This is a genomic window from Reinekea forsetii, from assembly GCF_002795845.1.
Classification (GTDB): domain Bacteria; phylum Pseudomonadota; class Gammaproteobacteria; order Pseudomonadales; family Natronospirillaceae; genus Reinekea; species Reinekea forsetii.
The window spans coordinates 1,394,779-1,420,625 of sequence record NZ_CP011797.1 but is presented as its reverse complement, the minus strand read 5'-3'; the positions used below and the strand labels follow the sequence as shown (position 1 = coordinate 1,420,625).

General features: G+C 54.5%; 27 protein-coding genes. 11 read left to right on the top strand and 16 right to left on the bottom strand.

What is annotated here, in order from left to right:
* Nucleotide 1: 1 nt before the first annotated feature.
* Nucleotides 2-1,123, top strand: coding sequence for an aminotransferase class V-fold PLP-dependent enzyme (locus REIFOR_RS06610; protein WP_100256806.1), 1,122 nt, complete (start codon nt 2-4; stop codon nt 1,121-1,123).
* Between the two features lie 50 nt (nt 1,124-1,173).
* On the opposite strand, the gene REIFOR_RS06605 is transcribed toward REIFOR_RS06610, so the two are convergent.
* The 3 genes from REIFOR_RS06605 to REIFOR_RS06595 form a co-directional block, all read right to left on the bottom strand.
* Nucleotides 1,174-1,530: a YacL family protein gene (locus REIFOR_RS06605; protein ID WP_100256805.1), complete on the bottom strand. Its 357-nt coding sequence runs from the start codon at nt 1,528-1,530 to the stop codon at nt 1,174-1,176.
* Nucleotides 1,531-1,594: 64 nt separating this feature from the next.
* Nucleotides 1,595-2,245 (bottom strand): FMN-binding negative transcriptional regulator, encoded by a 651-nt coding sequence (locus tag REIFOR_RS06600; protein ID WP_100256804.1) that lies wholly within the window; start codon nt 2,243-2,245, stop codon nt 1,595-1,597.
* 21 nt (nt 2,246-2,266) lie between these two features.
* Nucleotides 2,267-3,925, bottom strand: a complete 1,659-nt coding sequence (locus tag REIFOR_RS06595) for an NAD(P)/FAD-dependent oxidoreductase (protein ID WP_100256803.1) — start codon at nt 3,923-3,925, stop codon at nt 2,267-2,269.
* A 477-nt stretch (nt 3,926-4,402) separates the two neighbouring features.
* Between REIFOR_RS06595 and REIFOR_RS06590 the strand changes: the two genes are divergently transcribed.
* Both REIFOR_RS06590 and REIFOR_RS06585 read left to right on the top strand, forming a co-directional pair.
* Nucleotides 4,403-5,647: an NAD(P)/FAD-dependent oxidoreductase gene (locus REIFOR_RS06590; protein ID WP_227003783.1), complete on the top strand. Its 1,245-nt coding sequence runs from the start codon at nt 4,403-4,405 to the stop codon at nt 5,645-5,647.
* A gap of 56 nt (nt 5,648-5,703) precedes the next feature.
* Nucleotides 5,704-6,795, top strand: coding sequence for an NADH:flavin oxidoreductase/NADH oxidase (locus REIFOR_RS06585; protein WP_100256801.1), 1,092 nt, complete (start codon nt 5,704-5,706; stop codon nt 6,793-6,795).
* 62 nt (nt 6,796-6,857) lie between these two features.
* Here REIFOR_RS06585 and REIFOR_RS06580 read toward each other — a convergent pair whose 3' ends face one another.
* On the bottom strand, nt 6,858-7,445 hold the full coding sequence (locus REIFOR_RS06580) for a hypothetical protein (RefSeq protein WP_100256800.1): 588 nt from the start codon (nt 7,443-7,445) through the stop codon (nt 6,858-6,860).
* 425 nt (nt 7,446-7,870) lie between these two features.
* On the opposite strand from REIFOR_RS06580, the gene traF reads away from it, so the two are divergent.
* Both traF and REIFOR_RS06565 read left to right on the top strand, forming a co-directional pair.
* Nucleotides 7,871-9,304: a conjugal transfer protein TraF gene (traF, locus tag REIFOR_RS06570; RefSeq protein WP_100256798.1), complete on the top strand. Its 1,434-nt coding sequence runs from the start codon at nt 7,871-7,873 to the stop codon at nt 9,302-9,304.
* Between the two features lie 14 nt (nt 9,305-9,318).
* Complete coding sequence (locus tag REIFOR_RS06565; protein WP_100256797.1) at nt 9,319-10,896, top strand: hypothetical protein; 1,578 nt, start codon at nt 9,319-9,321, stop codon at nt 10,894-10,896.
* Between the two features lie 108 nt (nt 10,897-11,004).
* On the opposite strand, the gene REIFOR_RS06560 is transcribed toward REIFOR_RS06565, so the two are convergent.
* Nucleotides 11,005-12,081: a tartrate dehydrogenase gene (locus REIFOR_RS06560; RefSeq protein ID WP_100256796.1), complete on the bottom strand. Its 1,077-nt coding sequence runs from the start codon at nt 12,079-12,081 to the stop codon at nt 11,005-11,007.
* A gap of 115 nt (nt 12,082-12,196) precedes the next feature.
* Between REIFOR_RS06560 and REIFOR_RS06555 the strand changes: the two genes are divergently transcribed.
* Nucleotides 12,197-13,108 carry a LysR substrate-binding domain-containing protein gene (locus tag REIFOR_RS06555; protein ID WP_100256795.1) on the top strand — a complete coding sequence of 304 codons (912 nt, stop codon included), beginning with the start codon at nt 12,197-12,199 and terminating at the stop codon, nt 13,106-13,108.
* 76 nt (nt 13,109-13,184) lie between these two features.
* Here REIFOR_RS06555 and REIFOR_RS06550 read toward each other — a convergent pair whose 3' ends face one another.
* On the bottom strand, nt 13,185-13,514 hold the full coding sequence (locus REIFOR_RS06550) for a DHCW motif cupin fold protein (protein WP_100256794.1): 330 nt from the start codon (nt 13,512-13,514) through the stop codon (nt 13,185-13,187).
* A 383-nt stretch (nt 13,515-13,897) separates the two neighbouring features.
* Here REIFOR_RS06550 and REIFOR_RS06540 point away from each other — a divergent pair, with 383 nt between their 5' ends.
* Together REIFOR_RS06540 and REIFOR_RS06535 are read left to right on the top strand one after the other, a co-directional pair.
* The gene (locus tag REIFOR_RS06540) at nt 13,898-14,677 is read left to right on the top strand and encodes an SDR family NAD(P)-dependent oxidoreductase (protein ID WP_100256793.1); all 780 of its coding nucleotides are present in this window, start codon (nt 13,898-13,900) and stop codon (nt 14,675-14,677) included.
* A gap of 15 nt (nt 14,678-14,692) precedes the next feature.
* On the top strand, nt 14,693-15,688 hold the full coding sequence (locus REIFOR_RS06535; RefSeq protein WP_100256792.1) for an AraC family transcriptional regulator: 996 nt from the start codon (nt 14,693-14,695) through the stop codon (nt 15,686-15,688).
* A gap of 50 nt (nt 15,689-15,738) precedes the next feature.
* Here the strand turns inward: REIFOR_RS06535 and REIFOR_RS06530 are convergent, their stop codons facing one another.
* The 3 genes from REIFOR_RS06530 to REIFOR_RS06520 form a co-directional block, all read right to left on the bottom strand.
* Nucleotides 15,739-16,299 (bottom strand): CIA30 family protein, encoded by a 561-nt coding sequence (locus REIFOR_RS06530; protein ID WP_100256791.1) that lies wholly within the window; start codon nt 16,297-16,299, stop codon nt 15,739-15,741.
* Nucleotides 16,300-16,312: 13 nt separating this feature from the next.
* Nucleotides 16,313-16,558: a TIGR03643 family protein gene (locus tag REIFOR_RS06525; RefSeq protein WP_264371433.1), complete on the bottom strand. Its 246-nt coding sequence runs from the start codon at nt 16,556-16,558 to the stop codon at nt 16,313-16,315.
* Between the two features lie 136 nt (nt 16,559-16,694).
* Nucleotides 16,695-17,231, bottom strand: a complete 537-nt coding sequence (locus REIFOR_RS06520) for a DUF3429 domain-containing protein (RefSeq protein WP_100256789.1) — start codon at nt 17,229-17,231, stop codon at nt 16,695-16,697.
* 158 nt (nt 17,232-17,389) lie between these two features.
* Between REIFOR_RS06520 and REIFOR_RS06515 the strand changes: the two genes are divergently transcribed.
* Nucleotides 17,390-18,724: a DASH family cryptochrome gene (locus REIFOR_RS06515; RefSeq protein ID WP_100256788.1), complete on the top strand. Its 1,335-nt coding sequence runs from the start codon at nt 17,390-17,392 to the stop codon at nt 18,722-18,724.
* A gap of 31 nt (nt 18,725-18,755) precedes the next feature.
* A complete protein-coding gene (locus tag REIFOR_RS06510; protein WP_100256787.1) occupies nt 18,756-20,303 on the top strand; it encodes a cryptochrome/photolyase family protein in 1,548 nt (515 codons plus the stop codon).
* Here REIFOR_RS06510 and REIFOR_RS06505 read toward each other — a convergent pair.
* The 7 genes from REIFOR_RS06505 to REIFOR_RS06475 all read right to left on the bottom strand — a co-directional run bounded on the left by REIFOR_RS06505 (nt 20,300) and on the right by REIFOR_RS06475 (nt 25,595).
* The gene (locus REIFOR_RS06505; protein WP_100256786.1) at nt 20,300-21,328 is read right to left on the bottom strand and encodes a histone deacetylase family protein; all 1,029 of its coding nucleotides are present in this window, start codon (nt 21,326-21,328) and stop codon (nt 20,300-20,302) included. The genes REIFOR_RS06510 and REIFOR_RS06505 overlap by 4 nt on opposite strands.
* A gap of 74 nt (nt 21,329-21,402) precedes the next feature.
* Nucleotides 21,403-21,954 carry a YdeI/OmpD-associated family protein gene (locus REIFOR_RS06500; protein WP_100256785.1) on the bottom strand — a complete coding sequence of 184 codons (552 nt, stop codon included), beginning with the start codon at nt 21,952-21,954 and terminating at the stop codon, nt 21,403-21,405.
* Nucleotides 21,955-21,980: 26 nt separating this feature from the next.
* On the bottom strand, nt 21,981-22,286 hold the full coding sequence (locus REIFOR_RS06495; protein WP_100256784.1) for a DUF1330 domain-containing protein: 306 nt from the start codon (nt 22,284-22,286) through the stop codon (nt 21,981-21,983).
* 151 nt (nt 22,287-22,437) lie between these two features.
* Complete coding sequence (locus REIFOR_RS06490; RefSeq protein WP_100256783.1) at nt 22,438-23,316, bottom strand: alpha/beta fold hydrolase; 879 nt, start codon at nt 23,314-23,316, stop codon at nt 22,438-22,440.
* 138 nt (nt 23,317-23,454) lie between these two features.
* Nucleotides 23,455-23,868, bottom strand: a complete 414-nt coding sequence (locus REIFOR_RS06485; protein ID WP_100256782.1) for a PaaI family thioesterase — start codon at nt 23,866-23,868, stop codon at nt 23,455-23,457.
* A gap of 250 nt (nt 23,869-24,118) precedes the next feature.
* The gene (gene arsB, locus REIFOR_RS06480) at nt 24,119-25,201 is read right to left on the bottom strand and encodes an ACR3 family arsenite efflux transporter (RefSeq protein ID WP_100256781.1); all 1,083 of its coding nucleotides are present in this window, start codon (nt 25,199-25,201) and stop codon (nt 24,119-24,121) included.
* Between the two features lie 106 nt (nt 25,202-25,307).
* Nucleotides 25,308-25,595, bottom strand: a complete 288-nt coding sequence (locus tag REIFOR_RS06475; RefSeq protein ID WP_100256780.1) for a LysR substrate-binding domain-containing protein — start codon at nt 25,593-25,595, stop codon at nt 25,308-25,310.
* Here REIFOR_RS06475 and REIFOR_RS16900 point away from each other — a divergent pair.
* The gene (locus REIFOR_RS16900) at nt 25,516-25,827 is read left to right on the top strand and encodes a hypothetical protein (RefSeq protein ID WP_162495505.1); all 312 of its coding nucleotides are present in this window, start codon (nt 25,516-25,518) and stop codon (nt 25,825-25,827) included. The two genes, REIFOR_RS06475 and REIFOR_RS16900, sit on opposite strands and share 80 nt — an antisense overlap.
* Nucleotides 25,828-25,847: the final 20 nt, after the last annotated feature.

Sequence of the window (25,847 nt, the reverse complement as noted above, 5' to 3'; positions counted from 1 at the left end):
GATGATCGATACCCCTAAACGCGATTTCAGTCTAGCCCCGGGCAGCTATCTGCTCAGCCATTCGGTCGGCCGGCCGTTGAATAGCGCACCGGCCGCACTGGAACAGGCCTTCTTTGCCCCGTGGCAAAACTCTGGCCGTGAGCCTTGGGGTCAATGGTTGGGGGTGATCGACCGCTTTAGCGCCGCCTTAGCCCAACTGTTCCAGGGCGCGGCCAAGGACTTTTGCCCGCAGGCGAATCTGTCCAGTGCGGTGACCAAGCTGGTGATGTCGCTCGATCGCTTGCAGCGTCCGGGGGCGGTGGTGCTGATGAGTGAGGTCGACTTCCCCAGTATGGGCTTTGCCATGCAGAAGGCGCTGGGTGCTGACTGTGAACTGCGCTTTATCCCCCAGCATTTGGACCTAACCGATGCTGCCGTTTGGCAGGCCTATATCGGTGCCGATGTGGATCTGGTCTTTGTCAGCCACGCCTATTCCAACAGCGGTGTGCAGGCACCCTTGGCCGATATCATTCCGCTGATCCGAGCACGCGGCGCCCTGAGCCTGATCGATGTTGCGCAGTCGGCCGGCATCATGCCCTTAGATCTAAGCCAGTTGCAGCCCGACTTCATGGTCGGCTCGAGCGTTAAGTGGCTTTGCTCCGGGCCGGGTGCGGCCTATCTGTGGGTGCATCCTGAGCGCATCGATGACTGTCAGCCCATGGATGTCGGTTGGTTCAGTCATGAAAATCCCTTTGAATTTAATATTCACGATTTTCGTTACCACCCCGGCGCAATGCGTTTCTGGGGCGGCACCCCGTCGATCGCTCCCTATGCGCTCGCCGCACACAGCATTGGATATTTTGCCAATATCGGATCGAAGGTGTTGAGAGCCCACAACCAACAGCTAATCGATCAGGTTATTGCGGCACTGGGCGATGCCGTGGTCTCGCCCCACGCGCCGCAGATGCGCAGTGGCACGGTAATTTTGCAATTGGGTGATCGTCAAACCAAGCTGATGGTGGCCCTGGAGCAGGCCAATATCAGTGTTGATGCGCGCAAGTTGGGCCTCCGGGTGTCGCCGCATCTCTATAACGACAATGCGGATATTGAGCAATTGGTGCATCGGGTCGAGCGCTGTCGGTAGCAGAGATTCTGCTCGGAAAGGCAGTCGCTGGCCCAACAATCGGGCGCTCGTTAGGCGACGAACTCTTGCCAATCTAAGAGCAATTGCTTGAAATCGAGTAGGCCACATTCGGCAATCGACTCCGACTCATACAGGTTTGTCTCCTCCGGGAATTCCTCATCCTCTTCTCGCTCCAGCGCGGTGACCTCGACGGTCTCACGCTCTAAACGCAGATTAAGGTCACGCCCGAGAATGTTTTTCTCGATCAGTTGCTCACCGTCCAAGAGGTCAATAACGGCCAACAGGTCAACCATTTTTGAACTGTTTTGACCCAATTCCTCGGTCAGCCAACGGCCCAATACTTCATGACCCATCGATAAAACCGCATTCGGTTTACCGTCATCATCAAAGGAAAATTCGTAATCCATAATAGTCTCTAGTTAGGGTGCAAGATCAGGGGGTAGGGGTCGCAAGGCGCGCCCTCGCCTACCGTTATTCGGGTTGTTTTCGGGGTATTGATTGGCTGACGAGGTCGGCCATGGCCAGGCTATTGTCCGCCGTTTTGCTGCGTAAATGATCCACCACACTGACTTTATTAACCAGCGGCTGATTTTGGCTGGCCTTCCACTTGCCCTCGATCGAGGTCACCCGGAACTCCAAACCGACGATTGCGCCCATCAGCTTTTCCACATGCGCGGCCGGCGCATCGGCTACTTGCCAAGGGACTGGCTGACTGGCCTCCTGCTGATCGGTTAAACGATCTAACATCTCGCGCTTCCACTGGGTGTCGTGAATTGCCACCAAATCGCCGTGCAAATGCACGCTCAAATAATTCCAGGTCGGGACGACCTTAGCGTCGATCTGCTTGGTCGCATAGTAGCTGGGAGACATGTAGAGCTGCGCTCCGGCAAAGATCACCAAGACATCGGTGGCCGCCGCGCACTGGCGCCACATTGGATTGTCCTTGGCGACATGGCCGCGCAAGACCACGGTGTCGGCGTCGATATCGACCCAATAGAGCGGTATATGATTAGCCTCTAAGCCGTCGTCCGTGGCCATCACCAGGGTTGCCAGCGGTTGCTCGGCAATCAACTGCTGCATCGCTGCTGTATCGACCTGTCTGAACATGTCTGGAATATACATCTGCTACTCCGCGCTGGGTCCTTAGGACTCGCTTACTGTGTCAGGCTTCAGGAGATCCAATGCGATGGCCTCGGCGACCTTAATTCCATCGATTCCCGCTGACAGGATGCCGCCGGCATAGCCCGCGCCTTCACCGGCGGGATACAGGCCCAAGGTGTTAATGCTTTGAAAATCAGCGCCGCGCTTAATGCAAATGGGCGATGAGGTCCGCGTCTCAACCCCGGTCAACAGGGCATCGGCCATCGAAAACCCGTCAATTTGCTTGTTAAACGCCGGGATCGCTTCACGCAGCGCCTCAATGGCAAAGGCTGGCAATGCCTTGCTCAGATCGCCCAGGCTGATACCCGGCTGATAGGAGGCCGATACCGCGCTGAGATTGACTGATGGCTTGTTATTAAGGAAGTCACCGACCAGTTGAGCGGGGGCGCTGTAGTCGCCGCCGCCCAGCTCGAAGGCCAGGCGCTCGAGCTTACGCTGCAAATCGACCCCAGCGAGGACGTGCTCCGGGTAATCCTGTTCCGGGGTAATGCCGACCACGATGGCGGAATTGGCATTGCGTTCATTACGCGAATATTGCGACATACCATTGGTGACCACCCCGCCCGGCTCGGATGCGGCCGCGACCACGGTCCCGCCCGGACACATACAAAAGCTGTAAACACTGCGGCCACTTTTACAATGGTGCACCAGCTTATAGTCGGCCGAACCGAGAATCGGGTGTCCGGCACTGGCGCCAAAACGCGCCTTGTCGATAACCGACTGGGGGTGTTCGATGCGAAAACCAATTGAAAACGGTTTGGCTTCCATATAGACGCCTTGCGCGAGGAGCATTTCAAAACTGTCCCGGGCGCTGTGACCGATGGCCAGAACCACATGGCGCGATGGCAGGAATTCGCCATCGGCCAGAGTAACACCTGTGACCTGTCCCGTGCCGCCATCGACTGGGGCATCGCGGTGTAACTCAGAGACCTTCTGATTAAAGCGAATCTCGCCACCCAAGTGGATGATTTCAGCCCGTATCCGTTCCACCATCGTCACCAGTTTAAAGGTTCCGATATGGGGTTTGCTGACAAAGAGTATTTCCTCCGGCGCGCCGGCTTTGACAAATTCGCTCAGCACCTTGCGGCCCAGATGACGTTTATCCTTCACCTGACTCCACAATTTGCCATCGGAAAAGGTTCCGGCCCCGCCCTCACCAAACTGCACATTGGACTCCGGATTGAGTTCGCGCTTGCGCCACAACGCCCAAGTATCTTGCGTCCGCTGCCGGACATCCTGACCGCGTTCGAGCACAATCGGTTTTAGACCCATCTGCGCCAGCAGCAAGGCCGCCAAGATGCCACAGGGGCCGAAGCCTATAACGATCGGACGCGCCTGTTGGGCGGTGGGGAATGTTGGCTCCGCCTGGGCGACAAAATGGTAACCGGTATCGGGGGTAGCCCGCACGCCAACCAAGTTATCGAGCTGGCCGAGCAGCTGGGTCTCGAGCTCGGGCGATACGAGCGCATCAATCTGATAAATCAATAGGATGTTTTTTTTCTTGCGCGCGTCATAGCTGCGCTTGAACAGGCTATAGCTGAGCAACGCGTCGTCTCTGATAGCCAGAGTTGCGCAAATGGCGGCTCTTAAATCGGCTTCGCTGTGATTCAACGCGAGCTTGATTTCGTTCAGTCTTAACATGCTAGGGTCACTTCGGTAAAAAAAGGCTCAAGACACGCAGTCCGGCTCAACGGGTAACTAGGGTGCTTTGGCTTGGCCACCCGATTCAGTGCGACATTCTACACCACTTTTGATCCGGTCACTCAATCTCTAAAAGCAAATAACGGCCTTTGTCGGGTCGATTGGGCCGACAATCGGATGGCTTGACTAAAAAGTCATCGATACGACGGGCCGGCCGGCCTTTGGGCCGATTAAACAGGCGCCCCGCCGAATGCTTGATCGCTCAGGACAGCCACTGGGCTGGCCATCATTACGCCGTTACATTGGGTGGCGTAAGTTCACAGTTAATTGATAGTAATAAGCATAAAAGATGATGTCTTTCAGACCCTGATTATCCTACATTAGCCACTCAATCCCTCGTCTAATTGAGTAGAACCAATGGTGCCTAAAAACGATCCGGGCTGTGGCTGGTTAAACCTGTTACCGCCACGAACGGCTATGCCTGCCTTGAATCAAGACCTCGATTGTCCTTGGGTGATTATCGGGGCCGGCTACACCGGCCTGGCTGCCGCACGCACCTTGGCGCTGCTCCGCCCCAATGATCAGATCGTGCTGATCGAGGCAGAGGCCGCTGGTGAGGGAGCCAGCGCCCGCAATTCTGGTTATTTGGTCGACTCCACGTTGAATGACGGGCATATGTCCGAAAATGGCCTGAGCCATTACAAACAGAAATACCAGCTCAATGCACTCGGGGTTCAAACCGTCGCCAACTTCGTCGAGCGCTATCAGGTCGATTGTGACTGGAACGCCAGCGGTAAGTACCATGCCACGGCATTGGCGAAAAATGAGGCCAAGTTGCGCACCTTTAGCCGCACCTTAGATGACTGTGACATTGCCAACACGCTGATGGAAGCACCGGCGCTGCGCACCCGACTGGGCACCGACTTCTATCGCATGGCGGTGCACACCGCTGGCGGAGTTATGGTGCAGCCGGCCAAACTGGCCCGAGCCATGATCGAGGCCCTGCCCGCCAATGTCAGCCTCTATGAACAGTCGCCGGTACTCAACTGGACTCGTTCAGGCAGCCGTCATCAGTTGACCACGGCCAAGGGCCGCATCAACGCCGACCAGCTGTTGGTGTGCACCAATGGCTTTATACCATCGCTCGGCCTGAAACGGGACCGCGTGTTTCCCTTGACGCTGACCGCCAGCCTAACGCGCCAGCTCACCGAGGCTGAATTCCAAAGCCTGGGATCCCCTCAGGAATGGGGCCTTTTATCGGCCCAAGCGATGGGCGCGACCGTCCGCTTGACCGGCGATCGACGGATTATGATTCGCAATACCGCCGAAGCACTATGGTCGGTTAATATGACCGCGAGCCAGCTGGCGTTGCGGGTACAGGGCCACAGCGACGGTCTGCGCAAACGCTTTCCAACGCTGCCGAGCAATCTGATCGAACACAGCTGGTCGGGCATTACTTGCATCAGCGCCAACAGCGCCAACCTGTTTGAACAGCTCAGCCCCACGCTCAGCGTGGCCGGTTGTTATAACGGCGGCGGTATTGGTCTGGCGACCCTATTCGGCGAGCAACTGGCCTACCAGGCTATCGGTGAGCGGACCGATGAGATGGATCGCATTCAACAGCGACCGACCCCGACCTGGTTACCACCGAATCCTTTCTTAACACTCGGCATCAAGACGCGCCTAGTCAAGGATCGTTATTTCGGGCGACTGGAACGTTAGCCCACAAGGGCCCGACAAGAGTCGGGCCTGTCTTCCAACACAGATAGAGATTTCCTATGTCGGCCCTATTCTCGCCCTTACAGATTAAAGATGTGCATTTTCGCAACCGTATCGGTATTTCGCCGATGTGCCAATACAGCTCGGTGGAGGGTGTCGCCAATGACTGGCACCTGGTCCACCTGGTGTCCCGGGCCATTGGTGGCGCCGGCCTGATTATCGCGGAAGCCACGGCGGTCTCGCCGGAAGGCCGAATCACCCCGAGCTGTGCCGGATTGTGGCAAGATGGACAGATTGAACCGTTGCTGCGGATCAATAACCTAATCAAGCAGCACGGCGCTGTACCGGCCATTCAATTGGGTCACGCCGGACGCAAGGCCTCCGCTGCCGCACCGTGGGACGGCGGCGCTCATCTGGCCGATGATCAAGGCGGTTGGCCGCTGATCGCACCGACCGACCAGGCGTTCGATCAGGACAGTACCCGACTGATGAAGGCCCCCAGCATGATCAGCCTGGCCGATATCCAGCGTATTCAACAGGCCTTTGTGGCCAGCACCCTGCGCGCACTAGCCGCCGGCTACCAGATGGTCGAGCTGCATGGTGCGCACGGTTATCTGCTGCATAGCTTTTTTTCACCCCTGGTCAATCGCCGCACCGATGCCTACGGCGGCGATCTGCGCGGACGAGCGCGGATGATGCTGGAAACCGTTGAGGCGGTGCGGGCCGTCTGGCCGGAAAACCTGCCCTTGGCGGTGCGCTTGTCGGTGTCCGATTGGACTGAGGGCGGGCTCACGGTAGAAGACAATATTCAAATGACGCGTTGGTTACTCGAACGCGGCGTGGATCTGGTCGATTGTTCCGGCGGCGGCGCAACGCCTGCGGCGCGAGCGTCAATTGGCAACCATACCGTCAAGCAGGTTGGCATTGCCGGCCAAATTCGCGCAGCCACCGGCATCAAGACCATGGCGGTCGGTGAGATCATCGATGCCCATCAGGCTGAGGCCATTATTGCCAGCGGCCAGGCCGATATCGCGTTGATCGCGCGCCAAAGCTTGCGCGATCCCTATTGGCCGGCCCATGCCGCTGCGCAACTGGGCGTTCCGAGCAAGCCGATGATGCCCACCCAGAATGGCTTCTATGTCGGTACCTAGACTGCAGACCAGGCCTGCGTTTGGGCCTTAGTGCCGATTCGAGGGCCTTTTGGGTCTAAACCTCAGGCCCAGACCAGTCGGCGCCGAGTATTGATCATCAGCACCAAAACCAGACAGGCGCCGATAATGGCCGCGGGAAAGAGCACGGTGGTCACCGAATAGTGCTCTAACGCGAGGATCGCAAAGCTATTACGGGCCACAAAAAACACAAAGAAGGAGACGTTTTCGTCGTGCGGAAAATGATAGGCCTTGCGAATGGTCGGGCCAAAACCCAGCAGGTCGACCCCAGTCAACGCCACAACGGCCCAGAGCGGGTCGGATGTCAGGAACCAGATCGGCAAGGAAGCCAAAGCTGCGAGAAAGAACAACCAATCAACTTTGGAAATTGAAATATCAGCACGCTTTAAAAACGCCAACAGAGCAATAAAACAGGTAATCACACCGGACACTCCGATCGGCCAAGCACCCATCCCCCCTTCGGCCTCAAGCTGCGCAAAAAATACGATTACCGTGGTTATTCCCCAAATGATCCAGGTAAAAACATGCGGTTTGATTGCACCCGACAATATCGCGCGGATATAGGGTATAAACGTTACCAAGGTCAAGACGATGGCGACAACACTGAAGGCGAGTTTTAAGCTAAATTCCACAACTGAGACCTTTTTTTAAAAGGTTAGGATCGCGCCACTTGAGCGCATGATGCTATTCGGATCAGAGGGTCAGCCTGATCATCTGATGCCAACAGGCTCAGAATCCATCGGTACTGGCCATCTTCCGCCGCAGTGTACCTGCAATCTCGGTCATAAGGGTCGTTCGTTTCGAGCCCTCACCACCGCATAAGACAAAAAACTCCGCGCCAAAACCCAGTTTGAGAGCCGGGTCAATGCAAAAAAAATCGTCAAAAGCCAGGCGGCCAGAGGTTTTTTTGCTCTGAGCGCAACGCGACGCGCCCATTAGCGTGGGCGTGGGCGTGGGCTATTGAATTGTCGACTGAGCCCTCTATACTAGTTCTTTGTTTATCTGCCAATTTGCCAAGTGTGCAGCATGAACCTGTTCCAGCCAAAAGGGGCTCTACTTGAAGCGTTCTATACTAATTCCGATAAGCCTACTGTGTGCAACGGTCGCTTGGGCCGACACCATTAACTACCTCAATAGCGGACCTGCGGTAACCTTTGGCCCGATCAGCAATGCCAAGGTGGGCAGTTCAGGGCGATTTAATCCTGCCGTGCCGGCCACAAATGGCGATGTAAGCCGCATATCAATACTGGACCTCAGCGCGAATGTGCAGCTCAGGGGCTTGGGTGAATTTAATACCGTGATTGAGAACATGACCGACAAGGTCGACTCGATCGCGACCACCTTTGAGGATTTCGGTACCGGTGATGCCAGCGTTGGCGATGTATTGTCTGGTATAAATACGCTGGAAAGCACCTTTGATGACAATATCGAATTATTGGCCGATAGCTTTTATATCAAGCCAGGGGCCATTGTCAGCCTGCCATTGACGCCGTGGAATTTCAAATCGGGGTCATTTGGCACCTTTAGCCTGAGTGGCTCGTCCCTTACTCAGGCGCGCGCCAGCATCTTGCACGGCCCGATCGCTTTTGATATCGACGCGCAGCAAATCATCGATTCCAGCGCCGATGACGAAGAACTTGACCCAATCGATTTTATTCGCACAACATCGTCGTTGTATTTAAAGCAGGCTCAGGTGTTCAACGCTGATATTGCTTGGTCACGTGAGTTACCGGCAATCGATTTCACCTCGCGTCAGGGTATCAATGCGGTGGCCGGGCTACGCGCGACTCTAATCGCCTATAACTTGCAAAAAAACCTCTACCCTATTAAGGAACTTGCCCGCCAAGCAACAGACGACTCCGGTGTATTAATGGACGATATTACCGATGATATAACGGGTGGCTTTTCCGATTTTAACTATAATGTCTCGCTCGATGCCGGCATCACCTTGCAACGCCAAGAGACCTTGCTGGGCATCACGCTGTACCACCTGAACAGCCCAGAGTTAGACTATGATGTGCTCGGTGGCAACTGCGCGAGCATCACTGATGCCAACGACCAACTCGATTGTTTTCACGCTGAGTTTTTTGCCTCGATCGGCGATATTACCTTGCAAGAAAGCCACCGATTAACGCCGAGCATGACCGTCGATATCAGTCATACCTTCTTAGACAACTCGGTGGCTGTGGCCGGTGCGATCGATCTATGGCGCAAAAATGATCTCTTTGGCGATCAAAGCCAACAACTAAACTTAGGCTTAATGCTGCAACCGACCCAATGGTATTGGCCGCGCCTGCGCTTGGGTTACGGTAAAGACTTGCTCGACCCTGAACCCACACAATTGGGCCTGGGCTTGAGTCTGTTCAATTTTTTACAAATCGATACTCAGATCACCGCCGTTCTGGCTGACCTTTTCAGCGACGATCTCAGCACCCAGGGCAATTCGTTGCGCAGTGCATCGGCTTCCGCTTCCATTAATTTGGCTTTTTAAGGCCGGAGACAACTATGACTCACTATCTTTTTGCATTACCGGCGTTAATGGTATCCATAGCGCTCACCGGTTGTGAAGTAGCGCCCCAAGATTCTTCCGGCGTTGACAGTCGTCAAAGTCTCAATGGCTTGGCGGTCGATGGCCGAGTGGCCGGCGGTAAGGTCTGGGTCGACAGCAATGACGACTATGCCGTGGATGACTTTGAACCCTTCGCCTATACCGACAGCCAAGGTTACTACAGCAACAATCCCATATCCGGTGAAAACTATTGCGACCTGCCGGAGATTTCGGATGAATACCAGCGCTATTGCCTGGTATTTGGCAGCTCGATGGATTCAATGACGATTCGCATTGAGGGCGGCATCGATCTTAGTACCGGTGAAAAGTTAAAGGGCGTCATGGCCATGACCAGCACCTTTGATGAGTCAGGCGTTTCAGACACGCCACTGGTGATGTCACCCCTTACCACCCTGTTAAGTGCGGCAACCGATGATACGGAGCGCGAAGACATCCGCACAGCAATGGGGATCGAATCGGATGAGGACTTACGGGTCGACTTTTCAGCAGCCAACAGTGACAAAAACAAACGCTTACTGGCCAACGCCGTCGCGGTACAAAGCATGATGGACATCTTAACCGGTTCGGCCGATGCAGACAGCACGGAAACGGCAGCCCAACAGAAGCTGATTAAGAGCCTTTCGAAAAGCATTGCCACCAATAAGGTCGCCCCCGCGCAGTTTGATACAACGATGCTAACCAGCTTGGTAACTGAGGTGTCGACAGATGCGACCAAGCAAAGCTCGGTCTCGGCTCGACTGTTGGCTTTAAATGTCGAGATTAACAAGATAGCTGATATTACAAATACAGACGCCGATGTGAGAGCGCTGTTAAAAGCCTCCGAGGTGATCTCCCAGTTGGTCAAGAAGGAGGCCAGCGGTACCGACGCCGAGGCTATCAAGAAAATACTCGATTCGGGCATAGATACCCTAAGCGCTTCACTCAAAACCACCTTAACGGATGACACAGTAGGATTTGATATTACTAGTATCACCACCAGCTTGGTCACCGTCGGGAAGGCGGCAGTGACCAACAACACCGACTTTGATGTCACAGAGGTAACCGCTGCGGTCAATAATGCCAAGTTATCCTCCGATACCGTTTGGGGCGGTGGGTGGTTTGTTTTACAGCCCACAGGTTCCCAGGCTGATGACGTGTTACCCGGCGCCTACATCGCCCTTTACCTGGCCGGAACGGCTGAGTCAACGGGTGGCAAGTTAGGCCTATGCGTGAACGTCAGCTCTGCAACCAGCTCCGACCCGGAAGACAGTTTTGTGAATGAGTTTATCGGCGGCAGATGGGGAAACGGTGCAACTGGGGCCGTATCGTTAAAATTAGATTATGAAGGTCAGACGTTTGATGGCCAGATGAAAGCCAAGATTGAAGCAAACACTTTCCGCTTCGAGTCCGATGTTGATGGCACGATTGAGTCTGGCAACCTGGTTTTGGATGTAAATGGTGTTTCCGCCCTGACGAATGTGGCGTTGCCGACCTCGGCGGCTGATTGCGCCAATAAGGTTGATTCGGTGCTGTAAAACTCTGCGCATTAAACGACCCGCACTAAATGACCAACCATAAAAAAGCCACCCTAGGGTGGCTTTTTTGGCTCTGTTATTTAACCACCGTCTAAGGGATTAACCGCCTCAGGCAATCGCGGCGTGCTCGATTGCGGCTACAACCGCAGCGCCCAGCGCCAATGTATTGGCCTGGCCGCCCATATCGGGCGTCAGATGCTCGGCCTCACGCAACACGCTCTCCATAGCTTGCATCAGACTGTCATGCATCTCTGGCAAGCCCAGGTGTTGCATCATCATCGCGCCGGCCCAAATAGTACCCAGTGGGTTAGCAATGCCTTGCCCGGCTATATCCGGAGCCGAGCCGTGGACCGGTTCAAACATCGAGGGAAAGGTTTTTTCCGGGTTGATATTGGCCGAGGGTGCGATGGCAATGGTGCCTGTGCAGGCCGGGCCGAGATCGGACAGAATATCGCCAAACAGGTTGGAGCCAACTACGACATCAAAAAACTCCGGCATACGGACAAAGTTGGCGGTGAGAATATCGATGTGGAACTGATCGACGTTAACCTCCGGATACGACTGGGCGATCTCGGCCACTCGGCCATCCCAATAGGGCATGGAGTGATAGATACCATTGGACTTGGTCGCCGAACTCAGGTGTTTCTTCGCTCGGCTTTGCGCCAAGTCGAAGGCGTATTTGATAATGCGATCGGTGCCACGACGGGTGAACAGGCTTTGCTGAGAGACAATCTCGTGCTCAGTACCTTCGTACTGAATACCGCCAATCGACGAGTATTCGCCTTCCACGTTCTCCCGCACCACGTAAAAATCGATATCCCCCGGCTGCTTGCCGACCAAGGGGCACGGCACCCCCTCAAACAAGCGCACCGGGCGCAGGTTAACGTATTGATCGAACGCACGCCGGATCGGTAACAGCAGGCCCCACAGGGAAATATGGTCCGGTACCCCGGGAAAACCCACGGCGCCCAAATAGATGGCATCAAACTTACTCAGTTGTTCGATACCGTCTTCGGGCATCATGCGGCCGGTCTGATGATAGGTTTCACACGACCAGTTAAATTCTGTCCATTCGAACTCGACGCCATGCTTACGCCCCGCCGCCTCCAGGGCTCGCATCCCCACAGGGATCACTTCTTTACCAATGCCATCACCTGGGATTACCGCGATCTTTATCGTAGACATATTCAACTCCATGGCAGAACGTACAAAAAAAGCTTTAGGGTTATCAGCCGTCGATGGTAATACGGACACAAAGTGTGATTCAATTACTTATATGTAACATTAAGGATTACAAATCGTGAGCCTACTACCCCCTCTAGATGATGTGAAAGTGTTTGTCACCGCGGCGCGCCTGGAGGGCTTCAGCGCGGCGGCGCAAGAGTTGGATGTCTCTCCGGCCTATATCAGCAAGCGGATTGGTTTGTTGGAGAAGACCCTGGGGGTAAAGCTGTTTCTCCGCTCGGCCCGGCATGTCCGCTTAACCGTAGAGGGTAAGATCGCGTTAGACGGCTCCGAACGCCTGCTGGATACCTTTGCCCAAATGCAGCTTGAAATTGGTCGCGAGCAGCAGGTGCCCAGGGGCCGCATCCGCATCGCAACCAGCACGGGCTTTGGCTGTCAGTGTGTCGCACCGATCATTGCCGATCTGGTGGTGCAATACCCGGAACTGGAAATCGATTTGGAATTACTGGACCGTCCGATTGACCTGATCTCGGAAGGTTTCGATATCGAATTGCGCGTCGGCGGGGCTCTGGCGCAAAATCTGATCGCCAAACCGCTGGCGATTAACTACCGCGTCTTATGCGCCGCGCCGAGCTATTTGGAGCATGCGGGGGTTCCCAGGACGCTTCAAGACCTCAACCAACAGCGCTGCATTGGCATCCGAGAACGGGACCAAAGCTACGGTCGTTGGCGTCTTGAAACGGCCAAGGGGGCGGTCTCTATTCAGCTGGCGGCTGCGCTAATGACCAATAATGGTGAGGTGGCTAAACAATGGTGCTTGAGCGGCCAGGGCATTATGCTGCGCTCACTCTGGAACATTAAAGACGAACTGGCCAGCGGCGCGCTGGTACGGATCTTACCGGACTATTGGCAGCCGGCGCATATCAATGCAATCTATCCGGCGCGCCTGGAAACCTCAGCCAAGCTGCGGGCTTGCGTCACCCATCTGGAAACCGAGCTGCACAAGTATGTCAGCCCGCTGATCTAAAACCGGCGCCGAAGCGCAGCGCCTAAAATCGCCGGGTGCAGGAATCACTGATGGCGGTTCAACATAGCTATGGCCGCTAATCGACGATAAACAACTTAGCGCCGCCAGTCGTGGACGAGCGATGCCCCTCCGCATTATCGGCAACTTGGTAGCTCATACCCGGACGGAGTATAAACTCACGGCCATCGTCGAGCAGGGTGTGCAGCTCGCCCGCCAAGCACAATAGAATATGCCCCTTGGAACACCAGTGATCCGCTAAATACCCGGCTGAATACTCCACCATACGCACCCTGAGATCGCCAAAGTGGCGTGTGCGCCAATAGGCTGCGCCGGTTTCACCGGGATGTTCGGTGGCGTCGACTTCACTCCAGTCTGTAGTACCAAACGGTAAATCATCAATCTTCATGGCTTATTCCCTGAGTCGTCCCGTTAGTCGATTCTGCTAAGATATAGACCCTTTGAGGCTGCTGCAAATAGGTTGTTCGGCTGAGGAAGGGTTGCCTGAATCCTTACAGACTCACCTCGGCGCTCTCACGATCGGCTCCCCGGCCATGCTGTTAGCCTTTGCTGCTAGGCCACAGGCGCTTGAGCCTAAGAATTCACTCTAAACCGGAGAGCATATTGGCGCCATCAGCAAGTCGATTGGCGTGTTTCGCGAGTGCATGGCGCTTACTACTGCCCTACACTGCATGCATCAACCAACCAACAAACCAACAAACCAACCAACCAACCAATCAACCAACCAACCAACCAACCGCACATTAACAGCAAATTCAGGGGAGCATAACAATGTCAAATACAGCACTAATCACGGGCGCATCCGGTGGTATTGGCTTGGAGTTGGCGCGTATTCACGCGCAAAAGGGTGGCAACCTGATACTGGTGGCCCGCTCTGAAGCTAAACTGAACGCGTTAGCAGAGGAGTTAAGCGCGCAACATGGCATCAGCGTTACGGTGATCGTAGAAGACCTGGCGCAGCCGGAGTCGGCGCAGCGTATTTTCGATCAGACCGAAAAGCTGGGGCTGCAGGTCGACACCTTGATCAACAATGCCGGTTTTGGCGGCCATGGACTGTTTCATGAGCGCAGCCTGCTTGCCGAGCAGCAAATGATGCAAGTTAATATGATTTCTCTGACCAACCTGACCCACCACTATAGCCAAGGCATGGTGGCACGCAGGCAGGGTAAAATTCTCAACATTTCCTCCACGGCATCCTTTATGCCGGGCCCTCTGCAGGCGGTCTATTATGCCAGCAAAGCCTTTGTCACCTCCTTTACCCAGGCCATCGCACAAGAAATGGCGGAGTTTAATGTCACCGCCACGGCCCTGTGTCCGGGCCCCGTCGCAACCGGCTTTGTCTCGGCCGGAAATCTCGAAGGCGTTGATATTTTTAAAAACGCCAAAACAGCGCGCTCGGTGGCGCAATGCGGCTATACAGCGATGGAGCAGGGTGAGTTGGTCGCGTTCAATGAAGCCGGCCTTAAGTTTGCGCTAAATTGGATTATCCCTCTGTTGCCGAGAAAAATATTGTTAAAAATTTCTCGCAAAGCGATGGAAAAAACGTCCTAACGTGGGCCAACTTAGATGAAGAGCGCGAGTAATTTTAAGGTATCTGCAGGCTGGAAAATCATCTTGCGCGATATGGAAATCGACAGTCAACTGGTGTTGGCCTATGCCAAATTACCGTGCGACCTTCTCAGCCTGGAACATGCCACGCTCAAGCCAATTGAATACTTTCGCTTTTGGCATGGCATTGAAATGGCGGCAGGTAAGCGACAGGTACCGTTATTGCTGGCCGCTGCTATTTCAGTCGAGGCCTTTGATCCGCCGGTCTTTGCCGCCATTTGCAGTCCGGATTTAAATACCGCCCTGGCCCGCATTAAACAGTACAAACCGTTAATAGGGCCGATAAATTTGGCGCTCAGCGTCGGTGACCGTGAGACTTCCTTAATCATCAGCTGCTATGGCTATGGGGCTAACTTACCCAGCGCTTTGCAGTTGAGCGAATTGGTGTTCTTTACCCAGTTGGCTCGATTGGCGACCAGAGAATTCATCGTACCCAGCAAGGTTATATTGCCGGAGCTGCCGGAGGACCTAGCCGCTTACCAGGCTTACTTTGGCTGCCCACTGGTCGCTGGAGATCGAGTCGAAGTTTGTTTCTCGGCTCGGGACGCTGCCCGGCCCTTCTTAACGGCCAATGTGCCCATGTGGCATGTCTTTGCCGGTGCACTGAATAAGACACTGACAGAGCTGACAACAAGCGCCAACGCGGTTGAGAAGGTTCAGGCGGTGTTAATGGAATTATTACCCACGGGTGTCAGTTCCATTGAAGCCGTTGCGGAGAAGCTCGCACTCAGCAAAAGAACCTTGCAAAGAAAGCTAACGGACGAGTCCGATAACTACCACTCGGTACTGCAAACGCTGCGCTGCGACTTGGCGGAGCACTATCTCAATCGGCGCCACTTATCGTTGGGCGAAATTTCATTTTTACTCGGCTACCAAGAGGTTAATTCCTTTATTCGCGCCTTTACTCTGTGGAAAGGCGTGTCACCCGGCAGCTATCGGGCTGCCGAGTGCTAATCTAAACGCACTATATTGACGATGGGCACGTTGACGAGCACGAGAGCGGGTCAATAAAACCCAATCTCGGCAATTTCAAGATCGGCAATATGGTCCCGTCCAAACGCGACAATGCCTAGGTTACGCAGGCTCGAGGCCTTGGGCGATTTACTGAGCCAGCTGCTGGAGCGTTCAAAGGCCGACAAAGGCAATTGAATGGTCTGCCATTGCTCGCTGGTTTGAAAGCTCGCCTGATAGTATTGCCATGGCATGAGGCTACGCGAGGTGCGCAGATGCAGGTAATAGAGTTGGCCATTGCCGCGTACGGTTAGGTAGACACCGGTGGCTGAGTCGACGCTGCCTTTGGCGATATCGCGTCTTATTTGAATAAAGCCGCCATTGTTGGCGGTGCTGACCTGACCGCTCAAACGCACAACGGGTGCGCCCTGCTCGGCCTCAAACTCAGCCCGGCCTTGGGAGACCCCGCCCATGACCTGGTCACTGAAGTACTTCCAGCGCAGCTCCGGCTGCGCGTCAAATTTGTCGATCATCATCGATTCCTCGGCCATACTACTGGCGATTAGTCCTAGGCTCAGGCAGCTTGACCAGAGCAATTGGCGGATATAATGCATCTTCTGAACCCTTTTAACGTTTGTATTGAGTTGGGCAATAGGCGCGAGCCACATCAGGCGAGCGCAGTTGCAAATGCTTGGTTTTACGCCCGGTGACTCGTTGGCGCCAGAGCCGAAACGAACGCGGCTTCAGCTGAGCGCGCATCAATCGAATAACGGCCGACTCGTTAAGGCCGAAGAGTTGTTCGATGGCTTCAAAGGGGGTGCGGTCTTCCCAGGCCATTTCCACCACGCGCGACAGCTCACTGGCGTTTAACACGGCATCTGCGAGGCCGGCTAGGGGCTTGGTTGCACTGTTGGTCCTGGTACTGGTACTGGTACTGGCCATATTCTTACCTCTGGCTGGCATAATGTCTGGTGTAAGGGGTATCGAGTACTGCTGCGCTGCGCGCTCGCTAAGCTAGCTCCGCGACCATCACCGCGGCGACCAAAAGGTGCCCACTCACCACTATTAAGGTAATGCGTAAACGCATCGACTCATAGCTTCCGCCGAATAGGGCGCGCGTAGAACTAAATGCTTGGCTTGACCGTTCGACCCAGAGCAAACTGATATAACTCAGCGCCAGCAGGCAAATGGTTAGGATCATGATATTTGGCGCTACAGAGAACAGCAGCAAGCAAGACCAAGCCACTAGAGCAACCAGGTTGCTCAACAGGATCAACGCCCTGGCCTGTCCGGTCGGGCCATCCGACTGCGCCAGCCGGCTGCGCTCCCAAAGTGCGCCCGCTAAGAAACTCAGAATGACCGCACTGTAGGCCATAAAACCCTGCGCCGCCGACAGTCCGAACAGCACCGCGCTGTACCAGCCCAAACCACTCAAAGCGGCCTGAACCATTAGGCCTGCGAGTAGCACAAAGGGCAGTACACCCAGATCGCCGAGCAGTGAGGTCAGAGGGTATCGCTTGGTGGCTGGGGGCACTTGTTCAACCATAGGGTTTTTCGTTATCGGGATGATTGGTGCAGATATACGGCTGGCGGGGTGATTCAGATGCCTTTACCCGACCCGCGCATAAGTCTAAATGGCGGCCTGCGGCGTAATTACCCGACTCATTTATTTCAATCAGCGCGCTGGCGCGGAGAAACTCGCATATGAACAAGGTCGGCCTGTTTTGGTTTAACCATGATCTTCGTGTAGACGATAACGCCGCACTCTTGCGGGCTGCGGCTGAAGTCGACACGCTAATCTGCCTGTACTGCGCAGAAACCTTAGTAACCGGGCCGGGCTCGAAGCTGCCGGCCGGGCTATCAGCCCATCGGCGAGAGTTTTTATTTGCGTCACTGGAAGATTTAGACGCCCAGCTCAACCACTACGGTCAGAGGTTGGTGGTCCGCCTAGAGTCTCCTCTGGAGGCCATTGCGCAACTGATCACCGTGCATAACATTACCCATCTCTATCGCTCTAACCATGTCGGCCACTATGAAAACACTCTTTGGCAGACCTTGGCGAAGCGCTACAGCCAACTTAGCTTCACCGAATGCCATACCCATACCCTGTTTGAGCCGGCGCAACTGCCCTTCGCGCTGGACCAATTGCCCGATAGTTTTTCCGGTTTTCGGCGCCTGATTGAGCGGCAAAAAATCACTACGTTGATCGCGGCGCCACTTGCTGCGCCCAGCTCACTGCCTGCGCCCGCGCGAGTAGCCGATCTGGCCTGGCAAACGGTTTGGCAAGAACACTTCCCCGCCAGCACCGACACCTCGCCTCTGTTTACTGGAGGAGCTCATGCCGGACAGGCGCATCTTAGAGGTTACTTCGCCCGGGATCTGGCAAGCGATTATAAGCAGACGCGCAATGGCTTAGATGGCCTGGATTATTCGACAAAATTCTCACCCTGGCTGGCCAACGGCTCGCTCTCGGTGCGCCGTATTCTGCAGCAGCTGCAACAATATGAAGCACGGGTCGGCGCCAATGATTCGACCTACTGGATTTTCTTTGAACTGCTATGGCGTGAGTATTTTCAATGGTACGGCCACAAATATTCACAACGCCTATTTGCCTTTGCCGGCATTAACCAGAGCGCGCCGGCGACCAGCTTTTACCCAGAACGGTTCAAAAAATGGTGTGTCGGCAATACGCCCTACCCCCTTATTAACGCCTGTATGAAATCCCTCAATGCCACCGGCTATCTGTCCAATAGAGGCCGCCAATTGGTGGCCAGCTGCTTTGTGCATGAGCTCGGCTTAGACTGGCGTCATGGTGCGGCCTATTTGGAGGAACAGCTGATAGACTATGATGTTGCCTCGAACTGGGGCAATTGGCAGTATCTGGCGGGGGTCGGTGCCGACCCGCGCGGGCACCGCCACTTCGATTTGCGCAAACAGGCTAAAATTTATGACCCGGACGGTGAGTTTGTCCAACGCTGGGCCAGCGACCAAACGTTACTGCCCTTAGATTCAGTCGACGCCGTCGGTTGGCCGATCTAAGTTCATTCCTTATTAAAAAGCAGCCATGACCATGAAAACCTATCACAGCCTTCGGCTTATTCTCGGTGACCAACTCAATGCCCATCATTCTTGGTATCAAGAGCAGGATGAGGGCGTGCTCTATGTCATCGCCGAGCTGCACCAAGAGGCAACCTATGTCCGTCATCACATCCAAAAGGTTTGCGCCTTTTTTGCCGCCATCGAAGGCTTTGCCAATGCGCTCCGGTCGGCAGGTCATCAGGTTCGCCATCTGACATTGGACGACACCGCAGGCTTTGCAGACCTCAATAGCTTGATTGCCGCCCTGTGCACGGAGCACGGCATTGAACACTTTGACTATCAGCAACCCGATGAATATCGTCTCGCCGAACTATTGAAAGCCTTAGACTTGGGTATTCCCATACGCTGTTGCGACAGCGAACACTTCTTGCTCAAGCAGACCGAGTTGGCCAGCTATATCAAGGTTGGCAAACACAATCGCATGGAGTCGTTCTATCGCAAGCTGCGCAAACGCTTTGATATTCTCATGGTCGGCGATCAGCCGCTGGGTGAACGTTGGAACTTCGATGGCGAAAACCGCAACAAACTCAAGGCCGCCGACCTTGCACAAATTCCCCAACCGCTGGTGTTTGCCAATCCGGTCGGGCCCTATTTGGAACGCATTCAACGCCACCAGATCGATACCTTAGGGCGAGCCACAGACGATCTGCTCTGGCCGGTTAATCGCCAGCAATCTTTGCAGCTGCTGGAATTCTTTTGTCAGCATTGCTTGCCCAATTTCGGCCGCTTTCAAGATGCCATGACCGAGCACGGCGAGTCGCGCTGGAGCCTGTATCATTCGCGGATTGCCTTTGCGCTCAATAGTAAAATGTTGCACCCGATGCAGGTGATTCAGGCCGCCTTAACGCGTTTTGAGGAGGCCAACAGCGGTATCGACCTGGCCCAGGTTGAGGGCTTTATACGGCAGATTCTGGGATGGCGCGAGTATGTCCGCGCCGTCTATTGGGTCAACATGCCCGACTATGCCAAACTCAATAGCTTCGAAGCCAAGCGCGATCTGCCGGAATTTTTCTGGCACGGCAACACCAAGATGGCCTGTATGAAGCAGGCAATTGATCAATCGCTCGATTACGCTTATGCCCATCATATTCAGCGTTTAATGGTCACCGGTAACTTTGCCATGCTCGCGGGGATCGACCCGGATCAGGTCGAACGCTGGTATTTGGGCATCTATATCGATGCGATTGAATGGGTTGAAATGCCCAATACCCGGGGCATGAGCCAGTTTGCCGACGGCGGTCTGATTGCCACCAAACCCTATGCCGCCAGTGGCAGCTATATCAACAAGATGAGCGATTACTGCAAAGGCTGCCATTACGACGTCAAAGAACGTTTTAGCGAACAGGCCTGCCCCTTTAACAGCCTCTATTGGCACTTTTTGCAGCGCCACAGTGAGCGCTTTTCAAACAACCCGCGCACCGCCATGGCATATCGCACCTGGGACAAGATGGACCCGCAGGTGCAGAAGGCGTTGCTGAACCGAGCCGATGACTGCCTGACGAATTTAGAACAGCTCTAGGGCTGTTGTTCAAAGCCAATCAAGACCTTGGCAACATTGACCCCGATGGCTTCCACCGCGTAGCCGCCTTCCAATAAAAATAAGGTCGGCAGCTGCACCGAAGCGATGGCAGCGCCAACGCTTAGGTAGTCGTCCGTGGTAAGCTTAAAGAAGGAAATGGGATCATGCTCGAAGGTGTCGACGCCTAAGGAAATAATCAAGCGATCGAAGCCGCCTGCCTGGATAAGCTGCAGCGCTTCGTTCAGACCGACCTGCCATTGCGCAAAGGTGGTACCCGGACCGTAGACCCAGTTATGATTCGCCCCCTCACCTGGCCCAGCACCGATTTCATTTTCGTAGCCGCTAAAGTGCGGAAACACCAGCAAGGGATCACCGTGCAGACTGAAAAAGTGCACATCCGCGCGTCGATAGAAAATATCTTGGGTGCCATTGCCGTGATGGAAATCCACGTCCAAAATGGCAATTTTTTGATCGCCCTGATCGAGAAGATACTGCGCGCACACGGCGGCGTTATTAATAAAGCAATAACCACCGAAGTAGTCAAAGGCCGCATGATGGCCCGGTGGCCGACACAGGCCAAAGGCATGCTCGCCGTGGCCAACCTGCTCAGCCGCGGTCAGGGCGACTTGGCAACTGGCGTAGGCGGCTTCCCAAGTACCATCACTGATCGACGATTCGGCCGCAAAACTGTAATAGCCCAATTGGCCATCGATGTCTGTGGGCACAACCTGCTGCATGCGTCTACCCGGCCACACGGCGGGAATGGCTTCACCCGCCTTGCCGGTGTCCTGCCATTGTTGCCAGCAGGTGGTTAAGAAATCAATATAGGCGGCATCGTGAGTTCGGGTAATGGCCGCCAAACCAAAATCTTTCGGGTCCAACCATTGGGCAATACCCGACTCGGTTACGCTCGACTTAACATACTCGGCGCGTTCGGGACTTTCGTAGGGCGTGACCAGTTGGCCGCCGTCCAATTCGGTCTTGGGATGACGTTGCCAATGAGCCTTGTCATAAACTGCTTTCATAAGGTGCCCTAAATTAGATTAACATGGAGGTAGCGCCTGGGCTGCTGCGCAACCGAGACGGCTAACGACGCCCTTCAGACGACGCTTTTGGGCGCGCTAAGCGCTTTACTATAGAACCCAGAAGGATCAAAACAGCATACGCGTCGCTTTCCAGAAGCAAGCATGGAACAGGCATCCTTGATCCGCTTGGCGCGCGTTTTGGCCTGTTTGGCAGAACAGACCCAATGAATCCAGTCTAACCGAGCAAGCACCGTTGTCTCTTCCCAAATGGTTCGCGCCTCAGGTGCTGCGGCAAGCGCCTCTCGCAAGTCTGATGGCGCGTCGGGTTCTGGTTCTTGCTCAATGGCCCAGATGTCCAGTGTCACCATATCACCGCTTTGCAAACCGGTCGCGCTAAGCAAGGCCTGACTGAGTCGCAACCAATGACTCAACTGGCCATCCGGCTCGAGCATCGCCTGAAAAGGTTGAGCGTTGAGGATACCTTCAACGGTCGTCCGGCCGCGCCGGGGCAGTTTATTGCTCGCGCTCTTGGGCAAAATCACAAAAGCCCAGGGTAACTCGCCTGTTGGTTGCGCTGGCCGCATGAGCTTGGCGGTGAACTGAGATCGGGTGTCGATTTGGGTCATTGCGAATAAACCTGTCGAATAGGCTGTTATGGATTGGTCTCATGGGTGGATATTATCGTTTTGCTGTTAACGGATACATCAAAATATTTTGCTTTGACCGCGAGATACTCTGGGTCTGTGAAAAAATCGTCCATATGTTTTTGACTTGGGAAAGCAATCGTAAACAGGCGATTAATTTTATCCTCGGTTTTGGACAGCAAGACTTCCGACACCCGAAAATCGAAACCAAAGGCCCCTCCAAAGGACTGTAAGATCGGCATCATGGCCGCTCGATAGGCCTTATAGCCTTGGTCATCGATCACGTCCAGACCCATTATGCGTTCATATGCCATTGCGCTGTCCTTTAGGTTGCTGAGGTTACTTTGATTGATAGATTGGATAGCTTAGCTAAGGCCCAACGCGCGGCCTCATTCATCCTGATAAAACGTTTGTGCACCGGCGGACCGATCGAGAGACGGCTCGACGGCCCTGCGGGTGCCGGCATTAGTGCCTGCCAAAGAATTGAAGCAGCTCGTCACAAACCGCCTCAGGTGCTTCCTCGGGCAGAAAGTGTCCACACGCCAAGGCAGCGCCGGTAAGTTGCTCGGCATACTGCTGCCAGACATCCAGCACCTTATAGGTGCGACTGACAAAGCCATTTGCACCCCACAAGACCAGCAGAGGGCAACTTATCTTAGTCTGGCTATCGGCCTCATCGTGTTCCAGGTCAATGCTCGCGCCAGCACGATAATCCTCACAGGTTGCGTGAATGGATTCCGGCTTGGTGTAACAGCGCACGTATTCCGCCACCGCGGCGGCGGCAAACACCGCACCGGGTGCGCTCCAGCGCTTGAGTTTCTCTTTAAGATAATAGCCGGGGTCCGCACCGATCATCCGCTCGGGCAAGCCATCTGGCTGGATCAGAAAAAACCAATGATAGTAGCCCGTGGCGAGCTGTTGGTCGGTATGTTGAAAGACATGACGCGTCGGTGCAATATCCATCACACAGGCCTTCAGAATGGCCTCAGGATGGTCTAAGGCCATCCGATGGGTCACCCGAGCACCGCGATCGTGACCGACCACAAAAAACTCATCGTAACCCAGCGACGCCATCACTTCGATCATGTCCGCAGCCATCGCGCGCTTCGAATAGGGATAATGATCTGCGGTGCTCGGTGGCGTCGAACTGTCGCCATAGCCGCGCAGATCGGGGCATATTACATGGAAGTTTTGCGCCAATATTGGGGCAATCTGATGCCAAATCACATGGGTTTGCGGATAGCCATGCAATAACAGCAGGGGTCGACCCGAGCCGCCGTGTACCAGGTTAATTTGCGCGCCACTGGTGTTGATTTTAACCTTTGTAAAGGTCTCTCCGAACATGAATCCACTTCCCTTAATGGCTGTTAACGCCCTAATTCATTGGCCGGCGTTGTTTCTGTCGCTAATCTGGTCTGGTCTGATCTGGTCTGGTCGCTGCTTAGCGATCCGCGAGTGACTCGCGCTATGCGAACGCCGCCCTCAGGCGACCCTTTTGGGCGGAATGGCGTAGGTACCCACGACATGTGCCACGGGGTCGGTATTGCCCTCTGAGTAGAGTGACACCTCGCCCACCGCCAGTGTCTTGCCGACCTTCAAGAGCGTGCACACGGCAATAATGTCTTTGCCCGAGGCGGGTTTGCGCAGGAAGTTGATGGTCAGACTCGTGGTGACGGTTAGCGCGACCAGGCCAATTTCGCCCAAAATGGCGACGTATAGGGCCACATCGGCGACGGTCATCAAAACCGGCCCTGACACGGTGCCACCCGGGCGCAGTTCATTGAAGCCCACGGGGTGCCTGACGGTGGCAGACATATCGCCCAAGGACTCGACGGTGCATTGGGTTTGAGGGAATTCAGACTTCAAGAAGGTGTCCATTTCGTCTTGTGAAACCATGCATCTCTCCAAATACGCTATTATTTTTATTCTATCGCTCGATACGCTGTTAACGCTGAGTTTTTGGACTATTTTGACGAAAACGGCAATGCCGCCAATATAACCGATTCATTTGGCTAAACATACTGACCGAGCCGCTTTGGACCAAGCGTTGGCGCTTATATCGAGCATAACGGCACGTTATACAGAACCTGATTGCTGGGTAAAATGCGTCGGCAGTGCGGGAAGTTTACTGATGGGCTGGTTAGACCTAAACCGCCCGGTGGTAGTCGAATAAATGCCTCGTTCGGTGACACAGGGACACCAGCAGTAACATCAAGGGCACCTCAATCAACACACCCACTACGGTAGCCAGGGCCGCCCCAGAGGACAAACCAAAGAGCACAACCGCGCTCGCGATCGCTACTTCAAAGTGGTTGGAGGCGCCAATTAATGACACGGGCGCGGCGTTGTCATAAGACAGTCTGCACCATCGGGACAGGGCAAAATAGCCGAGGGAAAAGATAACTAGAGTTTGAAATATTAGGGGTATGGCTATCCAGAGGATGGTTAGCGGATTGCCAATAATTACGTCTCCCTTGAACGAAAAAAGTAAGATTAGCGTACTCAGCAGCGCCATGATGCTAACCGGGGTCAACCACGGCACAAAGACCTGGTTAAACCAGAGCAAACCCTTGGCCTGAATAACACCTTTTCGGGAAACATAACCCGCCATTAATGGCAAAGCGACGTAAATAGAGACCGACAAGACCATGGTCTGCCAGGGTACCGGCATGGCATTCACATTGAGCAATAGACCGCCCAAGGGTCCATATAGCAAAAGCATTAGCAGTGAGTTGAGTGCCACCATAACCAGTGTCAGCCCGTCATTGCCTTTGGCTAAGTGCCCCCACATCAGCACCATCGCCGTACAGGGCGCAATGCCCAACAGAATCGTACCGGCTATATAACTGCGCCACAACTCGACCGTTTCGCCAGTGGCTAAGATCTCGGTGCCGGGTAACAGATCTTTGAATAGGTACCCTAAAAACAAATAGGAAATGGCCAACATGCTAAAGGGTTTAATCGCCCAGTTGATGAACAGCGTGAGCAGAACGGGCTTGATCGCATTCGATGATTTGAGAACTTGCGAAAAGTCTATTTTGACCATGATAGGGTACATCATAAAAAACAAACAAACCGCTATCGGAATGGACACCTGATAAACAGAGAAGTCATTCAGGGTGGTGGCAAAAGACGGTCTAACTGCTCCTAACAAGGTGCCGCCAACAATGCAAAGCAACACCCACAGAGTCAAATAACGTTCAAAAATTGATAATGTATTTTTCGGCATGCCGGTTACCTCTGCCTCCGCAAATCCACCAAGCTGACCGCGTTGAGACAAATCATACAACAAAGCCGTACAGCACAGAGGCACTATGTATTGACTTGAGGTGGATTTACCGCGCCGGTATAAATGTAGCCGTCGGCTGGGACCGAAACCATTCGGCCAGTCTACGCGAGACAATTCTTGCCGCCGCCGATGGTGGTTCTGATTCGCGGACCAATGCTGACCACGCCAGATCGAGCTGATCGGCGCCGACGCTTACCACCGCGATACTCTTGTTATTTATCGCCGACTGAACGGCCCATTTTGACAGAATGCTAATGCCAAACCCCGCGGCTATTCCTGCCGGCGCGTGGCTTTCGGTGGCGGGCTGTTTTTTGGCGCCGTTGGCCGTCGCCACTCAGGTGCAGTATCTGTCGAATCCCAAGAAAAAATTACCAACAGCCAATAGGATGGCGTGGATGCCACGCGGCCATATTCTGGTACTGTTGCCTATCGCTTTGTGGATTGCCCCTGCACAGGTTGTGCCGGTGTCGCCCACTGGCTTCCTTGCCGTGTTGGGGATTGCCATACTCGCCGCCACAATACCTCAGGTTTTATTTATGGTCGGGGCACCCAGAACCCTGTGCTGACGAGAATGCCTTGGTCGGTT